Source organism: Fibrisoma limi BUZ 3 (genome assembly GCF_000296815.2).
Taxonomy (GTDB): Bacteria; Bacteroidota; Bacteroidia; order Cytophagales; family Spirosomataceae; genus Fibrisoma; species Fibrisoma limi.
Genome location: NZ_CAIT01000009.1, coordinates 700,932 through 725,798 on the forward strand (window position 1 = coordinate 700,932; position 24,867 = coordinate 725,798).

At 52.3% G+C, this 24,867-nt stretch carries 20 protein-coding genes; 8 read left to right on the top strand and 12 right to left on the bottom strand.

Annotated features, from left to right (window positions below; translation table 11 throughout):
• The first annotated feature begins 23 nt into the window (after positions 1-23).
• From BN8_RS22490 to BN8_RS22500, 3 genes are all read left to right on the top strand, one after another.
• The gene (locus tag BN8_RS22490; RefSeq protein ID WP_009284242.1) at positions 24-1,862 is read left to right on the top strand and encodes an alpha-amylase family glycosyl hydrolase; all 1,839 of its coding nucleotides are present in this window, start codon (positions 24-26) and stop codon (positions 1,860-1,862) included.
• A 120-nt stretch (positions 1,863-1,982) separates the two neighbouring features.
• The gene (locus tag BN8_RS22495; protein WP_009284243.1) at positions 1,983-2,606 is read left to right on the top strand and encodes an LEA/WHy family protein; all 624 of its coding nucleotides are present in this window, start codon (positions 1,983-1,985) and stop codon (positions 2,604-2,606) included.
• 101 nt (positions 2,607-2,707) lie between these two features.
• Entirely contained in the window at positions 2,708-3,742 is a 1,035-nt protein-coding gene (locus BN8_RS22500) for a DUF6807 domain-containing protein (RefSeq protein WP_051041119.1), read from the top strand.
• A gap of 75 nt (positions 3,743-3,817) precedes the next feature.
• On the opposite strand, the gene BN8_RS22505 is transcribed toward BN8_RS22500, so the two are convergent.
• Positions 3,818-4,213, bottom strand: coding sequence for a hypothetical protein (locus tag BN8_RS22505; RefSeq protein ID WP_009284245.1), 396 nt, complete (start codon positions 4,211-4,213; stop codon positions 3,818-3,820).
• A 471-nt stretch (positions 4,214-4,684) separates the two neighbouring features.
• Between BN8_RS22505 and BN8_RS22510 the strand changes: the two genes are divergently transcribed.
• Positions 4,685-5,377, top strand: coding sequence for a type 1 glutamine amidotransferase domain-containing protein (locus BN8_RS22510; RefSeq protein WP_009284246.1), 693 nt, complete (start codon positions 4,685-4,687; stop codon positions 5,375-5,377).
• Positions 5,378-5,459: 82 nt separating this feature from the next.
• On the opposite strand, the gene rfbC is transcribed toward BN8_RS22510, so the two are convergent.
• A complete protein-coding gene (gene rfbC / locus BN8_RS22515) occupies positions 5,460-6,005 on the bottom strand; it encodes a dTDP-4-dehydrorhamnose 3,5-epimerase (RefSeq protein ID WP_009284247.1) in 546 nt (181 codons plus the stop codon).
• A 111-nt stretch (positions 6,006-6,116) separates the two neighbouring features.
• On the opposite strand from rfbC, the gene pyrF reads away from it, so the two are divergent.
• Both pyrF and BN8_RS22525 read left to right on the top strand, forming a co-directional pair.
• The gene (gene pyrF, locus BN8_RS22520; RefSeq protein ID WP_009284248.1) at positions 6,117-6,929 is read left to right on the top strand and encodes an orotidine-5'-phosphate decarboxylase; all 813 of its coding nucleotides are present in this window, start codon (positions 6,117-6,119) and stop codon (positions 6,927-6,929) included.
• A 109-nt stretch (positions 6,930-7,038) separates the two neighbouring features.
• Entirely contained in the window at positions 7,039-8,328 is a 1,290-nt protein-coding gene (locus BN8_RS22525; protein ID WP_009284250.1) for a DUF2851 family protein, read from the top strand.
• Between the two features lie 397 nt (positions 8,329-8,725).
• Here the strand turns inward: BN8_RS22525 and BN8_RS22530 are convergent, their stop codons facing one another.
• The 8 genes from BN8_RS22530 to BN8_RS22570 all read right to left on the bottom strand — a co-directional run bounded on the left by BN8_RS22530 (position 8,726) and on the right by BN8_RS22570 (position 20,689).
• Positions 8,726-10,051, bottom strand: a complete 1,326-nt coding sequence (locus tag BN8_RS22530; RefSeq protein ID WP_009284251.1) for a Gfo/Idh/MocA family protein — start codon at positions 10,049-10,051, stop codon at positions 8,726-8,728.
• A 69-nt stretch (positions 10,052-10,120) separates the two neighbouring features.
• Positions 10,121-10,873, bottom strand: a complete 753-nt coding sequence (locus BN8_RS22535) for a 3-keto-disaccharide hydrolase (protein WP_040006448.1) — start codon at positions 10,871-10,873, stop codon at positions 10,121-10,123.
• An 80-nt stretch (positions 10,874-10,953) separates the two neighbouring features.
• On the bottom strand, positions 10,954-11,850 hold the full coding sequence (locus tag BN8_RS22540; RefSeq protein ID WP_009284253.1) for a sugar phosphate isomerase/epimerase family protein: 897 nt from the start codon (positions 11,848-11,850) through the stop codon (positions 10,954-10,956).
• Positions 11,851-12,116: 266 nt separating this feature from the next.
• A complete protein-coding gene (locus BN8_RS22545; protein WP_009284254.1) occupies positions 12,117-13,838 on the bottom strand; it encodes a RagB/SusD family nutrient uptake outer membrane protein in 1,722 nt (573 codons plus the stop codon).
• Positions 13,839-13,896: 58 nt separating this feature from the next.
• Complete coding sequence (locus BN8_RS22550; RefSeq protein ID WP_009284255.1) at positions 13,897-16,959, bottom strand: SusC/RagA family TonB-linked outer membrane protein; 3,063 nt, start codon at positions 16,957-16,959, stop codon at positions 13,897-13,899.
• Positions 16,960-17,108: 149 nt separating this feature from the next.
• Entirely contained in the window at positions 17,109-17,906 is a 798-nt protein-coding gene (locus BN8_RS22555; protein WP_009284256.1) for a FecR family protein, read from the bottom strand.
• A gap of 368 nt (positions 17,907-18,274) precedes the next feature.
• Entirely contained in the window at positions 18,275-19,768 is a 1,494-nt protein-coding gene (locus BN8_RS22560) for a M28 family peptidase (RefSeq protein WP_009284257.1), read from the bottom strand.
• Between the two features lie 480 nt (positions 19,769-20,248).
• The gene (locus BN8_RS22570; protein WP_009284259.1) at positions 20,249-20,689 is read right to left on the bottom strand and encodes a hypothetical protein; all 441 of its coding nucleotides are present in this window, start codon (positions 20,687-20,689) and stop codon (positions 20,249-20,251) included.
• Between the two features lie 71 nt (positions 20,690-20,760).
• Between BN8_RS22570 and BN8_RS22575 the strand changes: the two genes are divergently transcribed.
• The gene (locus tag BN8_RS22575; protein ID WP_009284260.1) at positions 20,761-21,837 is read left to right on the top strand and encodes a Gfo/Idh/MocA family protein; all 1,077 of its coding nucleotides are present in this window, start codon (positions 20,761-20,763) and stop codon (positions 21,835-21,837) included.
• 12 nt (positions 21,838-21,849) lie between these two features.
• Entirely contained in the window at positions 21,850-22,935 is a 1,086-nt protein-coding gene (locus BN8_RS22580; protein ID WP_009284261.1) for a M48 family metallopeptidase, read from the top strand.
• Positions 22,936-22,948: 13 nt separating this feature from the next.
• Here BN8_RS22580 and BN8_RS22585 read toward each other — a convergent pair whose 3' ends face one another.
• Together BN8_RS22585 and BN8_RS22590 are read right to left on the bottom strand one after the other, a co-directional pair.
• Positions 22,949-23,467, bottom strand: coding sequence for a DUF8785 domain-containing protein (locus BN8_RS22585; protein WP_040006449.1), 519 nt, complete (start codon positions 23,465-23,467; stop codon positions 22,949-22,951).
• Between the two features lie 130 nt (positions 23,468-23,597).
• A complete protein-coding gene (locus BN8_RS22590) occupies positions 23,598-24,842 on the bottom strand; it encodes an ABC transporter permease (protein WP_009284263.1) in 1,245 nt (414 codons plus the stop codon).
• Positions 24,843-24,867 lie beyond the last annotated feature (25 nt).

A 24,867-nucleotide genomic window follows, 5' to 3' on the forward strand; every position in this document is an offset into this window, starting at 1 on the left:
AGTCAACTCACCCTTCCTCGATCATGAATACGCCACAACGCTTAGCTGATCTCGACTTTACGAGCCTCACCAATCGAACGTTTCATCCGTCTCCTGCCGCCTGGGAAGATCAGGTCCTGTATTTTCTGATGCTCGACCGTTTCTCTGACGGTCAGGAACAAAGCTTCGTCGACAACGATGGTCATGTAGTGGCTGGTGGCACTACGCCGTTGTTTCAACTGTCGGATGCAGGAAACGCAACTCAAACGGCTGAGCAGGCGGCTCAATGGCGTGAAGCGGGCATTCGATTCGTAGGTGGTACCCTCAAAGGCCTCCAAAGCAAAATTGGCTACCTGAAGCGGCTTGGTATCACAGCTATCTGGATCAGCCCGATTTTTAAGCAGGTGGCTTCTCAGGAAACGTACCACGGCTATGGTATTCAGAACTTTCTGGATGTTGATCCACGCTTCGGCACCCGCGATGACCTACGAGCAGTTGTCGATACGGCCCATGCTAACGGCATTTACGTTATCCTCGACATTATCTTCAACCATGCTGGGGATGTTTTTGCTTATGCTACCAACGGCCAGCCGGTTTTCAACGGTACTACTTTTCCCGTGGCCGGTTACCGCGACGCAGCCGGTATACCCTCCCTGCCTTTTCGGGAGCTCGATCTTACCCTACATAACAGTGCCTGGCCAGACGGAGCAATCTGGCCGCGTGAGTTTCAGCGACCGGATACGTTCACCCAGAAAGGTAAAATTCAGCACTGGGACAATGATCCGGAGTTTCTGGAGGGCGACTTCGAAAGCTTAAAAGATATTCGGCATGGAACAGGTTCGCTGGATACGTATCAGCCCTCTCCTACCCTCAAAGCCATTGCCGACGTGTATAAGTACTGGATCGCCTATGCTGATCTCGATGGTTTCCGCATTGATACCGTCAAACACATGGAACTGGGCGCAACCCGCTACTTTTCGGCGGTTATCCGGGAGTTTGCGATGGCTATCGGTAAGGAAAATTTTTACCTGATCGGCGAGATCACCGGTGGGCGAAGCCGGGCGTTTACTACCCTCGAACTGACCGGCCTGAACGCAGCCCTGGGTATCGACGATATCCCCGACAAGCTGGAATACCTGGTGAAGGGGTTTCGCAACCCGACCGAGTATTTCGATCTGTTTCGGAATTCGGAGTTGGTCAACAAAGGATCACACACCTGGTTTCGCAACCGGGTTGTTACCCTCTTCGACGATCACGATCAGGTTCGTAAAGGCAACAACAAGGCGCGGTTCTGCGCCGACCCAGGCGCCTATCAGCAAATTGCGGCCGTGATTGCCCTGAACGTACTGACGCTGGGCATCCCGTGTTTGTACTACGGCACCGAACAGGCCTTCGATGGAGCTGGAGGTAATGATCGCTACATTCGGGAGTCGATGTTTGGGGGTGATTTTGGCGCGTTCCGATCGGCGAACCGACACTTCTTTACTGAGAGTAATCCGGCTTACAGGGTCATTGCTCAACTGCTCGCTCTTCGACGGCAGCACATCGCCCTTCGGCGGGGGCGTCAGTATCTACGTCCAATCTCCGGCAATGGCTCACAGTTCGGCCTGCCAATGATGCTGGGTGGCCAGATCCGCTCGGTAGTGCCCTGGTCGCGGCTGTTTAACAACGAGGAGGCCCTGTGCGCTATCAACACCGATCCGCAGAGCGCCCGAACCGCCTGGGTTACCATCGATAATGAACTACACCCAGCCGGCAGCGAGCTAACGTGCCTGTTTTCGACCGATCCGACGCAACTCAACACACGGGTAACGGTTGAGGCCCGAAACGGAAAAGCCGTGAAGCTGACCGTACCGGCGGGCGGGGTTGTGGTATATAAATGAATGAGTCGACGGGTAAGAGGATAAAGGCCGTTCAATCAATACCAGGGCACTTGATCGCCGATTAAACCAAACCCTTTACCGGTTGTCGAACGTTTATAGACAAACGATTTGAAATCAGCCATGAAAAAAGGATTTGTTTTGCTGTTGACACTGGCGTCTTTGCCGTTGTTGTTCAGTCAATGCAGCGTCAATAAACAACTGGCTCAGGCAAAAGCCCTGGGCGACTGTCGTTACTCCATTGCCTCGGCCGACAGTGTGTATCTGGCGGGGGTCGACATTCGGCAGTTCCGCAAAATTGAAGACCTCAATCCAGCTAAGTTCCCGCGTCTGGCGGCTGGCTTGCTCACCCGCAACGTACCGCTCGACGCCCGGATCAACCTCGATATTACGAACCCCACCAACCGGCTGGCAGGCATTGACCAGTTGGAATATAAAATTCTGCTGGCTGGTCAGGAACTGTTCACCGGTTTCCTGAACCAGCGCATTGAAGTACAGCCCGGTGGCGGTCGCGCCCGCGTACCGGTACGTATCAATGCCAATGCCTATCAACTGTTCACTGACCCGAAAACGCGTGATGCTTTTGGCCAGTTGGTGCAGAACCTATCGGGGGCACAGGATACCAAGCCGTCGAAGCTGACGATCAAGATCAAACCGACGCTGGCCTTGGGCAATAAGCAGATCAATTACCCCGGCTACATTACGATTGATCAGGAAGTAACGAACAAAATCCTGCTCGGACAGTAAATTACAACCTCTGCTTTCTTTATCAAATTGCCCGGTAAATGTATCGGGCAATTTGCTTTTACCCGCGTTGCCGAGACGTATTTCTTAAACGACAACCGACCATGAACCGGCTTATTATACCGTTCCTTTTCATTGCCCAGCTTACGTTTGCCCAAAGCAAGCAACGTATTCAGCTCACCCACGACGAAGCGCAGAAACGTGTGTCGGTGACGGTAGATGGCAAACCGTTCACTGCTTACATCTATCCCGGCCCATCCGTGCTGAAGAAGGCGGTGCTGTATCCCATCCTATCGGCCGGCGGCAATCCCATTACCCGCGGATGGCCGATGGATCCGCGTCCGGGCGAACGCGTTGACCACCCGCACCACGTAGGGATGTGGTTCAACTATGGCGACGTGAACGGTCACGACTTCTGGAACAATTCAACCGCCATTGGACCAGAACATAAAGGACCGTTCGGTACGATCGTTCATACGGGCGTGAAAAGCATGAAAAGCGGCAAAGATCAGGGCGAACTGGTCGTTACGGCCGACTGGCTGGATAAAGACGGTAAACCCATGTTGCAGGAAACGACTACGTACCTGTTCCGGGCCGGCGCAAACGACCGTACGATCGATCACATAACCACACTGAAGGCGCTGGATAAAGATGTCGTTTTCAAAGACAACAAAGAGGGTATGATTGCCATCCGCGTAGCACGGGAACTCGAGCATCCGTCGAATAAGCCCGAAGTCTTTACTGATGCCCAGGGTGTGGCTACCAAGGTCCCGGCCCTGAACAATGCGGGGGTAACAGGCAAATACGTTAGCAGCGAAGGCATTGAAGGCGATGCCGTCTGGGGAACGCGCGGCAAGTGGGTCAATCTAACCGGAACCATCAATGCAGAGCCGGTGTCGGTGGTTCTCTTCGACCATCCGCAGAACGTAGGCTATCCAACCTACTGGCACGCTCGCGGATACGGTTTATTTGCTGCCAATCCGCTGGCTCCATCAGTTATGTCAAGCGGCAAAGCCCCTGCGATGAATTATACCCTGCCGGCTGGGCAGTCGGTAACGTTCCGTCACCGGGTGCTGATCACGTCGGGTAATACCACCAATCAGACGGTAAGCGAACAGGCCATGAAATTTGGACGCTGATCCGATTTATCAGCCTGCAATACAAACAAAAGACGCCCGCAAAGGCGTCTTTTGTTTGTGTATGGATAGAATCAGTTAGTTCAGGTGTACTAAAGCCGACCGGTACACGCGCCCTTCGAGCGATTCGACCCAGGCACGGAGGGTCTCATTTTCGGTAGCGGCCCGCTTTAATTCGGTGTCAATCTGACGTAGCAGAAAAAAAAGCTGGTGAACATGCAGCCACTGCTGCTGTAGCCCATCAACATCGTCAACCTCCTTCGCCTGACGACGGGCCTCCTGTGTTAGCTGTCGTAAGCTCATGCGCAGGTGGTATCGTAGAATCATCAGACGGCTGGCCATCGGCAGTTCAGAAGGCGAACGTTCGAGGTGTGAAATACCCTTCGACAGCATGTTGTTGCGTTGCTGCAACTGATCGGAGACAACCATCCAGGCGTGTTCGGCCCGAAGCGATGCATATGTTATGGTTTTCATTCTATTTTAGTACAATACGGTTTGCAAACAAATATACATAAGTCACCAATTATTCCGAGTGCCATTTCTTAGATTAGGCAAATTTTAATCTGCCTAATACCATTTAAACCAACTCTTTGACAAGCATAGTACAATTTGGTTTAATCTGCTTCTAAAAATCGTTAAAGATGGTAATCCCGTATCTTTCCTATATTCGTTCGAGTCTGAAAATGTTAATCATCTCGTTGCAGGTTGCATCTTCACTACCTGAATTTAGAACTGTTTTCCAGGCTTCTGGCTAGCAACGAGCCATCCGAAATGTAGTATGGGCTAATTACGTTGACAGTGTCATAGGCTCAGCCGTTTATCGCAAAGACTGTAATTGGATCTGGAAACCGGCCTGATCGCATTGCGGAACATTTAGTTTCCGTTCCGGCGTTTGATTTATAGCGTGAAAGTCTGAACTTCAAGCATTGAACGTTATACCTGCATATGGACCCTACCTACAAAGCACTCATTGTTTGTACGAATCATACCGACTACCCGACAAAGCCGCACAAGACGGGCCTGTGGTTAAGCGAGGCTACCCATTTTTATGATGAACTGGCCGATCGCAACATTCCGTACGACATCGCGAGCCCGAACGGAGGCTCTGTTCCCATTGATGAGAAGAGCTTCGACCGGCGCGACAATGTCAACGAGAAATGGTACAACGACCCTACGTTCCGCCACAAGTTGGAGCATTCGCTTAAGCTTGAGGATGTCAATCCATCTGACTATCAGATTATTTATTTCACGGGTGGACACGGAACGATGTGGGATTTTCCGAATAACCAGCAGCTACAGGAAATTACCCGGCACATCTATGAGAACGGCGGCATGGTAGCGGCCGTTTGCCACGGCGTTAGCGGTCTACTGAACGTCCAACTGTCCGATGGTTCTCCCCTGATTGATAATCGGCAGATTACCGGTTTTTCCAACATGGAAGAAAAACTGGTGCGGCTTGATGAGGAAGTACCGTTTTTGCTGGAAGATGCCCTGAAGCAAAAGAATGCGCTTTACAGCAAAAGTCTGATTCCGTTCCTACCCTACATTGAAGTGGATGAGCGTATGGTAACAGGGCAAAACCCCCTGTCGGCCAGAAAAGTAGGCCGGAAAGTAATTGAAGAAATGTACGAAAAGTAAGTGGCTGATTTCAAATTCGCCGTTTCAGGTTCCAGGTCTGCATTTAATTTTAGTAGAACCTGGAATCTGAAACGGCAAACGCTTAGACCACCAGATGCGGGAATAATTCACGCAGCGGCTTCAGTTGCTGATCTTTTTCCGACACAATCGGGTCTTTGATTCCCCAGTTGATGTTCAGATCCGGGTCGTTCCAGACGATGCCCGATTCAGCCGCCTTGTTGTAGATGTTCGTGCACTTATAGCTGAAGATGCTGTCCTCCAGCGCCACGAATCCATGCGCAAACCCTTCTGGAATATACGCCATATTAGCCAGCTTCGCATCCAGCAGAAAGGTCTCATACTGCCCGAAGGTAGGAGAATCCTCACGGAGGTCAACGGCGATATCGAGCACCTGCCCCGTGATCACACGTACTAATTTCCCCTGAGCAAACGGCTCATTCTGTAGGTGCAGGCCGCGCAGAACCCCTTTCACCGAAAAAGACTGATTGTCCTGCACAAATTCCATTGGCAAGCCCAGTGATGTGAACAGCGGTTTGTTATACGATTCAAAGAAGTACCCGCGTTCATCGTCAAACACTCGCGGAATCAATTCTATCAGGCCCTCAATAGCCGTTTGCCGGACTTGCATGCCGTAGTTTGGTTAATTACAGTTGGACTCTGTACGCAAATTTATGAAAGCGAACTGCTAGTTCGTAATTTTGACCCGGTTCTATTTATTATGTGGGTGTAACCGGATCGTATGACATACAACGAATTATCGCAGCAAATTTTCCGTAAACAATCGTATTTATGTGTTGGACTGGACACAGACCCACGTAAAATTCCTCACTCACTGCAAAACGAGCCCGATCCGGTTTTCGCTTTTAACCGACAAATTATCGATGCTACGGCCGATCTCGCCGTGGCCTATAAACCTAACATTGCCTTCTACGAAGCCCAGGGCCCAAGGGGTTGGGAGAGCCTGCAAAAAACGCTCGATTACATTCCTGCCGACTGCTTCACGATTGCCGATGCCAAACGGGGCGACATCGGCAATACGTCCGGCTTGTACGCCCGCACGTTTTTTGATCGGTCGGCAGCCGGACTTGATTTCGATTCCGTGACAGTAGCTCCTTACATGGGTCATGATTCCGTAACGCCGTTTCTGGATTATGCCGGTAAGTGGGTTATCCTGCTTGCGCTAACATCGAACCCGGGTAGCGCTGATTTCCAGCGGCAGTCGATCAATGAACAGGAATTGTTTGAAGTGGTGATCGAGACCGCCAAAACCTGGGCCGGTCCTGACCGACTCATGTTTGTTATCGGCGCAACGCAGGCCGACGAATTGAGTCGCATCCGGGAACTGGCACCCGATCATTTTCTGCTTGTACCAGGCGTAGGCGCACAGGGGGGTAACCTTGCCGAGGTATCTAAACGGGGCCTGACGCCCAATGGCGGACTGCTGGTCAATGCTTCGCGCAGCATTTTGTATGCTTCCGGCGGGACCGATTTTGCGGAAAAAGCAAGGGCCGAAGCACAGGCGCTGCAACAGGAAATGGCATCTTATTTGTAAAAGTTTTCGGCACAATCGTACACTTCTACGCCAATGCGCGTATATTTCACCACTCGCGGCATGAAAAGCTCCAACCGTTCACTGACCACCCAAAACAAGATGCCGTCCCGTGCCCGAAGCGTTTCTATATTTTCTCTGGCAATACCAATATTTTGACCGAGCCCACCTAACTACAACCGCCGGCGAAACAGTAGAGGTTTTACAGCCGGGTTTTCGCAACCATAATGCTGGTCCTGATTTTATTAATGCCCGTTTGCTTATCAATGGCGTCGAGTGGATAGGCACGGTTGAAGCTCATTGCCGAACATCCGACTGGCTGGCTCATCGCCATCAACACGATAGGGCCTACGATAACGTCATTCTGCATATCGTCTGGGAGAATGATACGGTTGTTGATCGGGCCAAAGGAGCCCCTTTACCAACGCTGGAACTCGGCCCCCGTACCGATACCAGCCTCTTGACGCGCTACCATCAACTGCACGACTCAGCCGATGCTATTCCCTGTGCTGGTCAGTTCCGGTCTGTGCAACCCCTTCGGCTGACTGCCATGCTCGACAAAGCCATGCTGCAGCGGCTGGAACGAAAAGCCGCCGGTGTCAGAACGTTGTTTGAGCAGTCAGACCAGAACTGGGAAGAAACCGCTTATCGGTTGCTGGCGACCAATTTTGGGTTCAAAGTTAACGCCGATCCTATGGCGCAATTGAGTCGGGCCGTGCCGCTGAAGTCTCTACAAAAACACCGTGATGCATTGATTCAGGTGGAGGCCATCTTGTTTGGTACGGCCGGGCTGCTGGCCAATGTGGAAGAGCCGGACGCTTACACGCAATCGCTTCAACGTGAGTATCGGTTTCTGGCCGTGAAATATAGCCTGGCTGATAAACAGATGCAGGCTCACGAATGGAAATGGGGACGCCTGCGCCCCGCTAACTTTCCAACCCTGCGGTTGGCGCAATTTGCACGTATCGTAACGTATCACGCCAGCTTATTTTCGCTTTTTGTAGGGACCGACGACGTAGCCGGACTTATTCGTTCGTTGCAGTTAGCGCCAGCCGATTACTGGCAAACGCACTATCGTTTTGGCAAGGTTACGGACAAAGCGGCAGCGATACCGGGGCAAACCACTGCTGAGAATATCATCATCAATACGGTAGTACCGCTACTGGCTGCCTATGCCCACCACCGGGGTCAGTCGGCCTACATTGATCGAGCCATTGCCCTGCTGGAGCAGCTTCCTGCCGAGCAAAACCACTTGATGGATGAATGGGACGCACTAGGTTTAGGTATCAGAACGGCCTTTGATTCTCAGGCGGCCATTGAATTATACAATGAGTTCTGTGTAGTGAAGAAATGCCTGAGCTGCCAGATTGGAGCGGCACTCCTGCAAAACCGGGTCGGCTAACACATCTGTAATCATTTCATTCGTTAATCGTTAACTTTAAATCAATTCCACCGTAATCCATGTCAAAATTTACCGCCTTGCAAAAACAGGGTAGATAAGAGTTAGCTAACGCCATTGCTGATTTTATGGAAGCGCAGTAAGAAGCGTTTAAACAGTTAGCGACGAAGGAAGACCTATTGTCACTCAAGCAGGAGTTGCTCAAAGAATTGAGTAAAATGCGAGAGGATGCGGCTAGGACTGAGGCTACATTAGTCAAAGAAATATCAGGTAAATACAACTGGCTCGTAGCTGTGCTGACGGCGCTGTGGTCTTGATTACCTTGATTAACAAATACTTACAAACAAATAAGCCCCGCCAGATTGGCGGGGCTTCGTATATCGCGTGACTTGTTCAGCAATTAGCTGACAACAACATCCTGCTTGGTTGAATCCCATGTTACGCGCTTACCAGTGTGCAGGGCCATGGTCGCCATGATGTTGGCAACAGAGTGGTTAAAGCCTGCTTTCGCTGGCGCATTAGGCTCCTTCCGGCTCCGAACGCACTCCATCCAGTTCCGCATGTGCAACGACGTCATCGGGTCAGCGCCGGTATTAGCCGATGTTTCCACCCGAGCCGCTTCACCCAGCTTCATGGCCGGTAGCAGGTTGGCCTCCATACCCATTTCTTTGGCTGCGTTAGCCTTCAGACCACCTTCGGGCGAGATCGTGTTCGTATCGAGGTTGATCATACCACCGTTTGAGTAGTAGTACTCTTTCGTGCCGCCCGCTTCGTTGTGCATCCGCGACGAATACAAAACCTGGAAACCCTTCGACTTATCGTTGTCCGGGCCGTAATCAAACACAGCCGTGAACGTATCTGGATTCACACGACCATCTTTCCAGACGTACACCCCCCCGTTGGCCACTACGCTACGTGGATGCTCCAGTCCGCTGAACCAGTGAACGGTATCGATCTGGTGCGACATCCACTGCCCCGGAATCCCCGATGAATAGGGGTAGAACAGGCGGTACTCCAGGTATTTGCGTGGGTCCCACTCCACCTTCGGGCGATTCAGCAGGTAGCGATTCCAGTCGGTATCCTCTTTTCTGATTTCGGCAACCAGTTTTGGCCGGCGCCAGCGCCCCGGCTGGTTGACGTTCCAGGTCATTTCAACCATGGAGATATCGCCAAACTTACCCGAACGGATGAAATCGTTAGCCTGGTGGTAGTTCGGTGCACTACGACGCTGCGAACCTACCTGCACAATCTTCTTCGTCTTTTCAACGGCTTTCAGCGCTTTCCGGGCATCTTCGAGCGATTCGGCAAAGGGTTTTTCAACGTACACATCCCGACCCGATTCAACGGCATCAACGCAGTGCAGCGCATGTTGAAAATCAGCCGTACTGATAATTACCGCGTCAACGTCCTTGCGGTCCAGCAGTTCGTCGTTATTACGGGCTTTGAAAAAACTGTCGTCGATCAGACCCTTTCCTTTCAGATATTGTTCTGCTTCGTCGCGACGGCGGTTCCAGATGTCGGATACGCCCACGAATGCGAAGTTCATTTCTTTGTTGTGGTTAGCGAAACTCGGCGCCAGCGAAGCCCGGAACCGATCCGAGAAACCAATGATCCCAACCCGAACACGGTCGTTTGATCCCAGGATGCGGGCATAACTGCCTGCGGAAAAGCTCATGCCCAGGCCGGCTAAGGCCGATTTTTTTATAAACTCTCTGCGGGTATCCATGCGAGAATAGGATTTAGACAGTTAGATTCACTACGTTAGTTGATCAGAAAAGGCATTGGTCTCAAAAGCTTACTGCTTCGTTTCCAACGTCTTTATTTTGATGTTGCGAAAAGAAACCCGGTCGCCGTGGTCCTGCAGCAGGATGTGCCCCTTGGGTGCTTCGCCGAAGCGGCCGTTAGAATTATACGACGGAGCGGCATACTTGCTCATGCCTACCAGCTTCCGAAAGTCTTCGCTGCCCCGTTCGAATTCTACTACTTTTTTGCCGTTGAGCCAATGCTCTACGTGATTGCCACGGGCGAGTACGCGGCCCGTGTTCCACTCGCCGATGGGATTTACCTGCTTATCCTTCGCCGGAATCAGATCGTACAGTGAGCCGACCTTGCGGTTACCGTCGCGGCCCATCTTGGCATCCGGGTGCTTCGCGTCGTCGAGCACCTGAAACTCAAGGCCATAAGCTGACCCCTTGGGCTTTGGCTGCTGCTCCACAACGAAGTATTTTACTCCGCTGTTGGCCCCATCGGTTAGTTTGAAATCAAACATCAGATCGAAGTTGCCGTATTCGTCAACCGTCACGATATCGCCAAAGCTTTGTGATTCCGAGCCGTCTGATTTCTGAATAGTCAACGTACCGTTTTCAACGCCCCAGCCTCTGTCGGGAAACTTGTCTTTGTAAGCACCCCGCCAGCCATTGGTTGTTTTGCCGTCGAACAGCAGTTTCCAGCCATCTTTGCGCTCTTTCGCCGTTAAAGTGTTCGGCGTTTGTGGTTTTTCGGCTGCTACGAACATTAGCAGCAACCCTGATAAAACGAGTCCTTTCATTTGTCGTCAATTGTTGAGTGCTTGACTTACTGAATGGCATGTTTGTTTAACTCACGCATTCAGTATTCTATCAGTCAAAGTCAGATTGGATGGTTGAGGGTTTTTGTGATGTATTCCTTATTGATGGCTGCGCATTGAGCTGCTGTTTTATCCCGCTCCGGCACACCGTCCAGTTCGATAATCCCCCAACCGTTGAACTTAATATCTTTCAGGGCCTGGAACACAGCCGGTACGTTAACGTTACCCCGGCCCAGTTCAACGAACTTGTACGCCTTCGGATTGTCGGGTTTATCGGGCAGCGGACTCATCGTATCCTTCAGGTGCAGCGCATACAGAATGTCCTTGTACTGTTTCACCGCTTTTTCCGGCTCCCCACCGCCCTGTTTATAGTGGGCGATATCCAGCAGCAGTTTTATGTACTTAGGATTCATTGCCTGCACAATTACATCAACCTCTTCGGGCGTTTCGCCCAGTTGATTCATGTGATTGTGGTACGCAGCCTGAATGCCCATGGCCGCCGTTTGCTTACCGATTTCGTTCATGACGGCCGCCAGCCGTTTGAGTTCCTCCGTAGTTGGCATCCGATCTTTAGGCCGGGCGCTGTTGGTCAGTTGAATGGCAGTGCCACCGAGCGCTTTCACAAAGCTTGCGTGGGCGACGTGCATGTCGATCGTGCTCTGTTCCTTGGCAGGATCAATTTCAACGTTGCCGCTGGAAAACATAGCCAGTGTCAGCTTGTACTGATCGAGCAGGGCTTTGAGTTCGGAGGGCTTAGCGCGGTAGGGGCCGAAGGTATTGGCTCGTAGCTGAATACCGTGATAGCCCAGGTTTGCCAGCTCTTCAATCGCTTTGGCGTCGTTGCCACCCCATGTAATAGAGGAATAGGCAATCCGAATCCCTGATTTTTGCGGTGAAGCCAGAGAACCAGCCAGTGAGTCAACTCCGGCGCCAAACGCCAGAGCCGACAGACCAGCCATAGTTAGAAACTGTCTTCTGTTTACAGTTTCCTGTGAAGAGGGTTCGGGAATAGTCAGTGGCGATCGTTTTGCCGACGACTGCGTGCTAAAGTTATTATTTTTCACGGTAAAATGATACTGTTCAAGCCAAAAAATTAACGTTACTTATTGAACGGGCTTATCATACACCCTTTACAGACACTTCACCGAATAAAGGCAATTGGTCAGCACTTTTTACCTATACGGCTAAAAAATGCTGACCAACTAATAAGCTGACCGACTGATAATTAATAGCCTGGGTTCTGCGGATAGGATTGGGGCCCTCCAGCCGTCCGGTCAATCTGGTCCTGCGGAATTGGCCGCAGATTGTGGAATTCTTTTACGTTCGGAGCTCCATCGGGGTTATATTTCTTCACCCGATCAACCAGTATGCCCCAGCGCTTGAGATCAAACCAGCGGTGCATTTCGCCCGCTAGTTCCCGCTCACGCTCCTCGTAAATAAACTCCATTGTTGCCTGCGCTGCCGTGATTTCCATATCCTTTTCTTTACCCGGCCAGGCAGCCCGGCGCCGAACAGCATTGATGAACGGAACAGCTTCGGCAGCTTTACCCTGCTTGATGAGCGCTTCTGCAGCAATCAAGTGTGTTTCGGCCAGGCGGAACATGATGAAGTCGCGGCTGCCAGCCTCATACGTACGGTCAGGGCGCAGCGGATCCAGGAATTTTTGCAGAACCGGGAACAAGTTGGGCCGGTAAAGACTCGGCACAAGTACCTGATACTTCTTGGCGGCTCGCTGCTCCATCGTCCATTCAACCCCAGGGATATAAATCGTAGTATCGCCGGAAGCAAACGTCACTGACTTTTTCGAAGTATCGAACAGGTTGGTGTAGGTGCCGGGGCGATTGCTCAGCCACGTATCTTTAAACGTCTTCTTGTAACGGGAATCAATCGACCGCTTGGCCGGATCGAACACGGTGTTCAGCATGTACGTAGTCGGCATAAAACGCTTGAACGGACGGCCATTCAATACGTCGCGCTGCATACCGGCCTGCACGTCGTATTCCATGCCAAAGTACAGGTGCGTCTGATTTCCGTTGATCGTTACGTTACTGGTAGTCGTGCTATTGAAGCCTGAGCCAATATTCGTGATCGGATCAGACGTATACTGCGTTGCAAAAATTACCTCGTCGTTTATCTCACCGCCCCCCTGCGCAAAAACACTCGAAAAATCAGGCAGCAGCTTGTACGTGTAATTTTTGATTACGTTCTGGGCATACGTAGCGGCTTTATTGAAGTCGTCGGCAGCAGCAGCATCTTTATCAGTTCCTTTGGTCAGGTAGACCTTAGCCAGCAGGTGCTCAGCGGCTCCTTTCGTTACCCGGCCGTACTCAGATGTCGGCGTTCCGAGGTCGGTCAGAGATGATTCCAGATCCGCGATGATCTGCGTATAAATGTCCTTCACCGGCGCTCTGGTAAATTCTTTGGTCGGCACCAGATTACCCTTGGTCAGGAGTGATACCGGTCCAAACATCTGCACCAGAATGAAATAGTGGTGTGCCCGCAGGAACTTTAGTTCGGCTACCCGGCGCTTCTTGATCGTTGCGTCAAGTCCGCTGATACCATCCGCGGCATCGAGGGCTACGTTAATCGTGTTGATACCCTTGTAAAACGCATTCCAGATGTTGTTCGTGATAGACAAACGCCCGTCAATCTGTGACGTGTACTGATTTACAAACTTGAAGCTGCCGTCAGCCCCCATTGTATAGGTATCGGTTCCAAATACCGTCAGCGTCATGGCATCTTCTCGACCGTAGTATTCACGCAGCGACGAATATGCAGCCTTAACGACGGCTTCAAAGCCGGATGGGGTGCTGGCGTACTGACTACCTACCTGCGATACCGGCACTTCTTCCAGCAGGTCCTTACAACCTGTTGTGCTGAGCAGCAATGCGCCCACCACCAGTATGGATTTAGTGAAGGAGCGAATGAGCGAATTATGTTGGTTCATGGTTATTGTATGTTTTTCGTCGACACGATAGAACCTGGATTGGTTTATCGATGACTGTTTAGAATTTCAGGTTAATGCCAAAGGTGGTCTGACGAACGGCCGGTGACTGATCGGCGTTTACATCGCCGTCGGTTTCGCTGTCGATGCCTTTGTATTTCGTACGGTATTCCGAGAAAATAAACGGCTGCTGAATACTTGCGAACACCCGCAGCGAAGAAACGCCCAGCTTCTGCGTAAATTTAGATGGTACGTTATACCCGAAGTTGATATTCCGGATTTTAACGAACGTACCGTCAAAATACAGCAGCGTTGAGCGGAACGGCGGGAACTCCTGGTTCTGGTTTGGCCGGGGAAATTCGTTGGTCGGGTTGTTGGGAGTCCAGTAATCCACGTCCAGGCTGTTGTACCGGCCGGCCAGCGTCAGGAAGTCCTGATGGAACAAGCTCCGGAACATATAGCCAATACGGGCAAACACAAAGAACGACAGGTCAAACCCTTTATACTCGAAGCGGTTGGTGATACCGGCGCTCCACTTCGGCACCTGTGAGCCAAGAATTACCCGGTCAAACGGATCAATCTTGCCATCGCCGTTGGTATCCTGAATCTTGATTTGCCCCGGTACGCTCTGGTACCGCTTTGCCTCTTCAGCTTCTGAGGTTTGCCAGATGCCAATTTTCTTGTAGTCAAAGTAAGCTGTCAGCGGCTGACCAATGAAGCGGGAGTTACCTACGTCGTCTACTTTACCGTTGAACAGCTCCAGGATCGACTCGCGGTTGCGGGTAAACTGGAGGTCGGTTGTCCAGCGGAAACCACCGGTGGCGTCTACGTTCACCGAAGATAACGTCAGTTCGATACCCTGGTTACGGGTTTTACCAACGTTACGTAGTACCCGGTCGAAGCCACTCGTCAGCGGTAACTGATCAAATAGCAGCAGGTCGCGGGTATCGGCGCGGTAATATTCCAGCGAACCGGCCAGCCGGCCTTTGAAGAAGCTATAGTCCAGACCGATGTTTCCGGTCGTGGTGGTTTCCCACTTCAGGTCGGGATTACTGATCGTGAACGGCCGGTACCCGAACGCGCCCACCGTACCGAAGGCATAGGCCGTACGAGCTAACTGAGCCTGTGTCTGATACGGGTCGATGGCTGTACTACCGATCGTACCGTAGCTGGCCCGCAGTTTCAGGTTATCCACCCACGTAACCGTTTTCATGAACGACTCATTGCTGATGTTCCAGCCGACAGCCGCTGAGGGGAAGAAACCGTACTTCGTGTTCTCACCAAACCGTGACGAACCATCGTAGCGGGCGGTCAGCGTCAATAGATACTTGTTGTTGTAGTCGTAGTTGACCCGGCCCATGTAGGAGTTCAGCGTCCATCGGCGTACGTCACTACCAACGCTGTTGATCAGCGAAGCCTGCCCCAGGTTGTAGAATAACTGAGTTTCTGCCGGTACGCCTGTTACACTAATCTGGTTAGTTTCATAATCATCTTTCTGCACTGATTGCAGCGCTGTAAAATTCAGGTTGTGAACCTGATTGAACGTTTTGCTGTACGTCAGGATGTTCTCGAGCGTCCAGTTAAATTGGTACTCGTTGAACGAAAAGGCCGTTGGATCGGCTCCCCGGCGAGCGTTAGTCTGGCTACCTACGAAACGGCCAATGCGCCGGTTAGTAAGGTCAGGTCCAAAATTCACGCGGTAGCGCAGCCCGTCGATGATGTTCCACTCACCGTAGATGCTGTTGAAAAGCCGCATCCGCTTGGTCAGGTCCACCTGAGCCCCCGGAATGATTTCGGCAATCGGGTTCGTCCGCAGCCCGTCCGACGTAGGCAGGAAGATCAGGTTGCCATTGTCGTCGTAGGGCTTACCCAGTGGGTTTTCAGCGTAGGCACCGCCCAGTGGGTTGAAGTTTTCGCCGTTTCGAAGGCTGTATACACCGAGCGTAGAGATCCCCACTTTGATCTTGTTGCTGATCTGATGGTCAATATTCACACGGAAGGTGTAGCGGGTGAAATCCTGATTCTTGACAATGCCGACATCCTTGAAATAGTTGCCTGAAATAGCAAATTGCGTTTTTTCATTACCTCCCTGTACACCAACCTGGTGGCTTTGAATATTACCCTGCCGGAGCAGAAAAGACTGATAGTCAGTAGAACGACCAGTGGCAATACCATCCAGTTCGATCGGCTCAAAAATCTTGACATCTGCATCATTCGTAGCCGGACCGGCCGGATAGTTGCCTACTGCCCGGCGTGATTCGCGCTTATATTCAGCAAATTCGGCACCATTGAATACGTCAATCTGGCCCAGCCGATCGGAGAAACCGTAGTAGCCGTCGTAGCTCACTACCGTTTTGCCCGTCTTACCGCGTTTAGTCGTGATCAGGACAACCCCGTTTGAGCCGCGTGACCCGTAAATTGCCGTAGCCGACGCATCTTTGAGCACCTCCATTGAGGCAATATCATACGGGTTGATATCATCAATACCGCCGGCGAGTGGAATTCCGTCCACTACGTACAGCGGATCGTTACTGGCATTAATTGACCGACGACCTCTAATTCGGACAGTGGGTCCAGCACCTGGTTTGCTACTGTTTTGAACAACGTCAACCCCTGCAGCCCGCCCCTGAAGAGCCTGCCGTGCGTTCGTAATAGGTAGTTCAGCGATTTCTTTTGAGCCCACCGACGAGATAGCTCCCGTCAACTGGCTCTTTTTCTGCGTACCGTAACCAACGACGACGACTTCGCTCAGTGTTTTGTCGTCGGCGGCCAGCGTAATGTCCACTGTTGCCCGGGTACCAATCGTTAGTTCCTGGCTGATAAAACCGACGGACGAAAACACCAGTACTGCGTTGTTGTCCGGAACGCTGATCCGGTACGTACCATTTGCATCGGTTGTTGTTCCGCGGGTTGAGCCTTTAACGGCCACGTTTACGCCGGGCAGTGGCGTGTTGTCTTCACCGGACAATACCCGACCGGAAACCGTGCGGTCCTGAATAATTCGGGTAGGCGTTTTTCCGGGGGAAGTGGCTAGGGCGGGAGCTCCAATCAGCGTGAGGGCAATCAGCGCCATCCAAAGATGACCATTGCGGGTTACCCTGCAATTAGTAGAGATAAGAAACATAGGTATAGAGTAAAGATTAAAGGTAAAACAGCAATTAAATCTACGCTGAGTGCAATCAAAAGGAATTATTCTGTGATTTTTACTTAAAAAATTTGTCTAATAATCATAAAGTTAGCCGTCGACCTGCATGGTAATGCAATCGATACAAACTACTTAAGGGAGCTAAATGAGGGTTTGTCGTCGGTTCGACTAATCCAGATAGACTGGCCGGGGTGCAGGGGTACGGGGTGTACCTGATCGCCTAAAATGAGCCGCAGACGGCCCTGCATCAATTGAACGTGGGTACCATCGGTGTTTTGGGTAACCCGAAAATCAGTTCCGAGCGATTCGGCCGTGAGGTCGTTGGTGTGCACCCGAAACAGGTGAGCCGATGACGTATCATTACGGTGCACAACCGAAAAATCAGCTTCTCCCTGCAGCCACACGGCGTGGGGAGCTTCGTCGGACCATTGGCGAGCGTAACGAATCTGGCTGTTAGGCTGAAGACGTACCGTTGTGCCATCGGGCAATTTCAGGGTACGAACCTGCCCGTCCGACGTCCGGACGGTCTGAATGGCCGATCCGTTGCCATATTGCATCCATAGAGCCCAGCCAATAAAGACCACTACGCCTATGGCAGCCGCTACTGTCCGAAAGAAATACCACCAGCCTACAACCGATCGCACATCGGGCTGAAGCGGCCGGACGTCCTCCATAGTTTGCAGCGATTCGCGGATACGCCCCCACACGGACGATACCTCGTCGGAGGAAAGCGACGGCAACGCGGGTTGACTTCCCGTCTGAATTAGTTCACGGGCGATTTCAACCGTATCGACACACTGAGGATGCTGGGCCAGCCATACCTGCCAAAACGCCACAACCTCCTCGTCGTCGGGGTGTTGCACCCAACGTACAAACAGGTCATCGAGCGCAAATTCCTCAGCGCTATAACTGGCGTACGGTTTCATTAGGTATAAGAAAGCTGATCGCTGTGTTGGGAGAAAAGTGACTGGTCGACTACTTCTACTTGTTTACTTTGAGAGGCCAAACGCTTGCTGAAGGAAGTAGTCAGCCAAATAACTACTTCATAAACAACCACTTTTCAACACAATTCATACAAAACAGGTCACTGAAACTTAGTTGCTGGTCGGATACAATTAATGACAAACGGCACGTCGTTTTCGTACTAATCCGATTCAGAAAGATTTTATTCCGCAACGTGATAATTAATAACCTATAGTTGCGAATATGGTTGAAACTTTACAAAAATAACGAGCATATGCCAGCGACTCTCCATTAAATCGCTGGTCTATGCATCGGCAATGAGGTTTACAGCTTACCGCTCCAATTTAAAATCCTTCACCAAATCTGGCCGCTCGGCACGGTTGGCAACGGTCCAGCCGGTTAAGTACATCCAGCGAGTCATGTTCGTTAATTTCTGGATGTTGATTCGTTCGGGCTCGTCCTTTGGCGTATGGTAGTCGGGGTGGAGCAACGACGTAAAACAGATGGCCGGAATGTTGAGCCGGGCGTAGGGCAGATGATCGCTTCGGAAATACCAGCCCTCCGGATGGTCGGCTCTGTCCCAGAGCGTATCAAGTTTGAATTTAGTTAAACTCTGATTAGCCGCCAACGCACTGTTAACCAGCGCAACCGAATTTAGATGTGGAGGCTGAGAGCCTAGCAAAGCAGCACTGTCGGGGGCGTTACGGCCCATCATTTCACCGTTGAGCACAGCCACAATGGATTCCCGCGGCACCGTCGGGTTTGCCGAATAATAGCGCGACCCAAGCAAGCCACGCTCTTCGGCTCCGTGGAAAACAATCAGCGCCGACCGTTTTGCGGGTTTTTGCGCAAATGCCCGGCCAATGGCCAGCACAGCCGCGCAACCGGTGCCGTTGTCGTCGGCCCCGTTCCAGATAGAATCGCCCGCTACGGCCCGACGAACGCCGTCGTGGTCCTGGTGCGTACTGAACAGGACATATTCGTTTTTCAATTTAGGGTCTGTACCGGGAATTTTGCCGACGATATTAACCGACGGATAATTGAAGCTTTCGACATTGACTACGTTCGTGAACTGTTGGCCGGGCTGTTTGATCCAGTCCAGGACATCGGCCGGTAGCCAGACCGTAGGAGCCTGCGAAAACACCCGTGTATTCGGCCCACCGGGCAGGTCATAGCGTCCGCGTTCCAGCCCGGTTGTCCACCGCTCGAAGTAGAATTGAGCATCTTTGTTCGACACCCAGATTACGGCCAGCGCACCGGCCTTAATGAGCTCGTTGGCCCGGCGTGTCATGGTACCGAACAGAAAGCGCCGATAGCTCAGCTCGGCCGGGGCCGTTCCAGAAAACTCCAGCGCCACAGCTTTGCCCTTAATGTCCACTTTGGCCAGGTCTTCGGGAGTGCCCTGCCCCACAAATACCAACGGCGCATCGACCGAAGCAATGGCCGGTGCCAGAATAAACGCATCCTGACCGTGTGTCAGCTTATGGTTACCAATGCTGAGTCGGCTGGTTTCAGTAATGCGTGTGCGCTGAATATGAAAAAACTGGAAGTACGTCCCATCGTCGCCGGCGGGTTCAAGGCCCATGGCCCGCATCTGTTCGGCGATCCAGACCGAGGCTTTTAGCTCATCGAGCGTTCCGGCTTCGCGGCCCCGGAAGTGATCGCCCGCAATGGCGAACAGGTCCCGCTTGATGTCGGCCTCGCGGATGGCTGCCCGGTTGTCGGCAGGTATGGCACTACGTTGGGCGTAGGTTAGTCCGGTTAGTAGTGTTAGGCTGAAGAGCAGTTGCAGAAAGCGTACTGTATGAGCTGAGGTAAATTTCATAAATCAGAAATGGTACAACAGCACAAGATAACGATTTAAGCGCTATTTCATGGTATTTGTCCTAATTCCTGCCGCTATTGAACGGGGCGATATTGCGTGATACGTACTCCATCGTTAAGCTCTAACAGGGAGTTGCTTAACTTTGTAATGGTTGCGCTATTTGGCTGAGCACACAGGACATAATTACAAGGATTCCGTTCCGAATACCGTAAGAGATTATCCGCCTTCCGAAACTTGCTAGGGAGACAACAAGGATTAATTACCTGTCCATTCTGGCGATAAACAAGTGTACCATCCGGGCGGTACTCTGTATCGTAGAAAGCATCCAAATCGTACACCATCCAGGCATTATCTCCAATCCGCTTCGTTTGATACATATTCCAGCGTTGATACAGTAAGTTATCCGGCCCGATAGCCTGATCTTTCTGACATGCTGAAAGCAGAAAAGCTACGGTTGATAACAAGTAAAATAGTTTCATCTTACGGATAAGGTTTATAGACGTAGTTACCCAAATAAGGGGTTTTCAACACCAGGCTATCTTCAGTTAATGTTACAATCTCCCAGAAGTCTCCCTGCAACTGGCAGTCAACCAAAGTACACTCTTCTCTATTATCAACCTCCGGCACCGGAACTGATTTTACGTCGACGAAGTCCAGTACGTTATCCTTACGTTTGAACCGATTCGGCGAGCAACAAGCCGCATACCGGCCATTAGCACCGTAAAGAATCATACCGTTTGGCCGAAACGTAACGATAGCCCATTCCGAATTTGATACAGCTACCGTCCGGCCATCTGTATTGTCGATTTGCGTCAGTTGCCACGTCCGATACAGCAGATCGTTCGACACCTCCGGCTCAACCGGCTGGTGGCATCCGGCCAGGGCGATTAGTATCCCTAGTCCCATGAGCCAATGTTTCATAACTTTCGCCCGATTTTGAGTAGAAGATCCGCGAATGACTCATTTCGTTGGAATACGTACCATTAACTCCTATGCCTACTTCCCTTCGCATTGCCCTCATCGGCCCTGGTAAAGTTGCCCACCTGCACGCCAAAGCGGTTTTACAAACACCCGATACCAAACTTGTCGCCGTCTACGGCCGGACGTACCAGAAAGCCGAAGATTTCGCCAATCAGTATAACATCCGGGCGTACAGCGATATTTATGATATGGTCGATCGCGAAAACGTGGACGTTTGCGTTGTCTGCACCCCGCACCCCGCCCACCGCGAACCGACCGTTGCGGCCTTCGACGCGGGGGCTCACGTACTGGTCGAGAAGCCGCTGGCGTCGTCACTGGCCGATTGCGATGCGATGCTGGAAGCTTCCCGACGTAATGGGCGGCAACTCGGCACGATCAGCCAACGGCGGTTCTATGCACCTTCGCTGCGGGTTCGAGAGGCCATTGATACGGGCAAGATCGGCAAACCCGTACTCGGTACGGTTCAGATGCTGGGCTGGCGGGATGAAGCCTATTACAAGAGCGATCCGTGGCGCGGCAACTGGGCCGGCGAAGGGGGCGGTGTACTTGTCAATCAGGCACCCCACCAACTGGATCTACTGCTGTGGTACATGGGCGAAGCCGAAGAAGTGTACGGCCTCTGGCGGAACTTGAACCACCCTTACATTGAGGTCGATGATACGGCACTGGCTATCGTCAAGTTCAAAAGTGGGGCCATTGGCAATATTCTGGTGAGCAACAGCCAGAAGCCGGGCATCTACGGCAAGGTGCATATTCACGGCGAAAACGGCGCTACGGTAGGCGTTCAGCCCGATGGAGGAGCCATGTTCATTGCCGGTATGTCGTCGATTCTGGAACCACCCATCAATGATCTGTGGACCGTACCGGGTGAAGAAAATCTGCTGGACCAATTCAAAGCCGAGGATACGGAATCGTTTAACCAAGTCGATGCGTCGACGTACTTCTTTTCGCTGCAACTCGCCGATTTCTGCGACGCCATCCGGAACAACCGGCCTCCGCTGGTTACCGGCGAAGATGGTCGGCGCGTGGTAGAACTGTTCTCTGCGATCTATGAATCGACGCGGACGGGGCTGCCGGTCAAACTTTGACGTAATACCCCAATGGAAATTGAGGCAAGACTCTACGCCGGGCGCGTATCACAGGCGCATCCGGCTCACGTCCGGCGTACCGACCAGCTCATCACCATTCGCTACACCGACGAAACCGGAACGGAGCGGATAGTCGACTGGCCGGTCAGCGCCACCCGACTGGCTGACTGGAGTCCTACCGGGCACACCCGTCTGCAATTCGGGCCGTTTCCACACCAGTACCTCGACATCCCGGCATCGGCTTACGGGGCCTTTATGCAACAAGGCGCTTTACAACCGAAACCCATACGGCCCGGCGTTGCGCTCTATGCGTTTATGATGAGCCGGGTGTTTATGTGGCTGCTCGTCGTGGGCGGTTTCCTGGCCGTAACGGGTTGGCTGATCTACGCCTACGCCCTTCCCTTTTTATCATTACGGGCGGCCCGGCTGGTTCCGATTGAGCAGGAAGTATCGCTGGGAAACGTCATGAGCGAGAACCTGTTCCGAACGAACAGTTTTGCCGTTGATTCCAGCCGAAGCGAAGCCATCAACCAGTACTGGCGGGCCGCGGGTATCCCGACCCGGTTTCCAATTCGGATTGCGGTCGTACAGAGCAAGGAGGTCAATGCGTTTGCCATACCCGGAGGCCAGGTTGTTGTGTATTCGGGTATTTTTGAGCGAATGCAGCACCACGAAGAGCTGGCCGCCCTATTGGCCCACGAAACCGCCCATATCGAGCAGCGGCATACGTTACAGCAATTGATCCGCAGCGTGCTGACCTGGGGTAGTGTGTCCTTGTTGTTCGGTGATATCAGTGGAATTTCGGCTGTCCTGATCGACAATGCCGACAAATTGCTGTCCCTCTCCTATTCCCGTCAGCACGAATCCGAGGCCGATGCGTTTGCGGTCGCCGAACTAGCCCGGTCGGGCATTGATCCCCGGGGAACAACCTGGCTAATGGCGCATTTGCCGACCGAAGGCGATGTGGTCCCGTCGATACTGCGGTCGCACCCACAAACGGCGGCACGTATTGAGGCAACAAAAACGCTGGTAGAGCGAACACCCTACCAGCGCGTTGAGAAGCCGGAACTGAACCGATTGTGGCAGTCGATCAAGTGAGAGCTACACTACGTCAGATGGCCGAATCCGGTATGGCCGGTGCTGGCTGTTGAGTAGGGTTTTGCGGCTGCTGTTGCGGATACCCCTGGGGTTGCTGTTGAGGTTGCTGCTGTGGGTACCCCTGCTGATACCCCGGCACACCGGTTGCATCACCATACGGCCGTTGCCCTGGCCCAATGATATCGACTGATGTAATGTAGTACTTGGTATCGCCGTTCCAGGGTAGCCGAAACAATTTCTCTTCGTAATGCAGTGTGACGCGCTGCCCTGTCCGAACAGCGTCGGTGATCTGCTTGGCCACGGCTTCATCCTTGACAGAAAAGTCGAAGTACTGGGGAGTCAGCGAACCAGTCTCGCCCGAAAAGCCGCCAACGTTCAATACGCCTTCGTACGTTTTAAAGACATAGCCACGACGGCTGAATTTTGAGACCGTACCGGCGCGTTCGCCATCGCTGTAGCTCCAGCCGGTCATTACGTATAAAACACCAAAAACGACAAGCAGGAACAGTAGGAAATATAATAACCCTCGCATGGAATCAGTTAGTTTGTTTGCGGAATGGAACGCACAAATGAACAAAAAATGCGTTGATGTTCGCCAGGATAAACCGCGAACGGGCCGATTTGTTGGCTACGTATGTCTCCGGAGTGTTCCCGTTAGTGCCTCACTTTGCCCGAATGGCAATTACCGGGTCCATTCGGGCGGCCGTGAACGCCGGGAGTATCCCGGAGATTACGCCGATGATGCTCGATACGCCCAGGCCCAGCATAATATTGCCGATTGACAGTTGAATATCCAGGCTACCTAACTGCACAAACGACAGCAGATACACCAGGAAGATGCCGACCAGTCCGCCAACCAGGCTCAGCAGCACAGCCTCAAACAGGAACTGAAACAGGATAAAGTAATTCTTGGCCCCGAGCGATTTCTGGATGCCAATGATGTTGGTGCGCTCCTTCACGGACACAAACATGATGTTGGCAATACCAAAGCCGCCAACCAGAATAGAGAAGCTGCCAATGACCCATCCTGCCAGCGAGAGTACCGCGAAGATGCCGCCGATCGCTTTCACAATGGCTTCCGGGCGGTTAATGGCAAAATTGTCATCCTGAGCTGGTTTCAGGCTTCGCCGGGATCGCATCAGCCCCCGTATTTCGCCTTCCAGATCCTGCAGCCCTTCGTCCTGCTCGTAGCCTTTGACAACGATGGTGATGCTTGGGTTAAACGACTGGAACAGTTTGGCGTATGTACCGTAGGGAATGATACACCGGCGATCGGGTGGAATCCGGCTGAATTCGACCAGACCGGTTCCCCGCTTTTCCTGAACCCCGATGACCACAAAGTTCAGTCCGCCAATCTTGACCGTCTGCCCAATTGGATCCTGGCCGGGGAACAGGGTCTCGCCAATCTCGTACCCAATGATGACTACGTTACGGGCTCCCTCCTGCTCCTGCGGGGTGAAGTAACGGCCCTGCTCAACGGCGACTTCGCTGGTCTGGTTGTATTCGTAGGTTACGCCGAGGATTCGGGCGGAAATACTGCTGTTGGCCCGTTTGACCGTAATGCCATCCCGACCGCTCATGGCCGCCACCGCCCGCGCATTTTCCAGCCGTTCGGCCAGCGCCCGGTAGTCTTTGTAGGTGGGCTCGGGCCACTGAAAATACTTCCACCAACGGTACTCACCGCTGAATTCGAACGGCCACTTTTGTACGTAGATTACGTTGCTGCCCAGAAAATTCAGGCTGCCCCGGATGTTGCGTTCCAGCGAATCGACCAGCGTAAAAACGGCGATAATGGCAAAGATACCGACCGTTACGCCCAGCAATGAGAGCGTCGTACGGAGCAGGTTGGATCGGAGTGCCTGCCAGGCAAACCGAAAACTTTCCAGAACTTGTCGGAGCAATCTCATCTGAACTTTTTTACTGACTGAACGA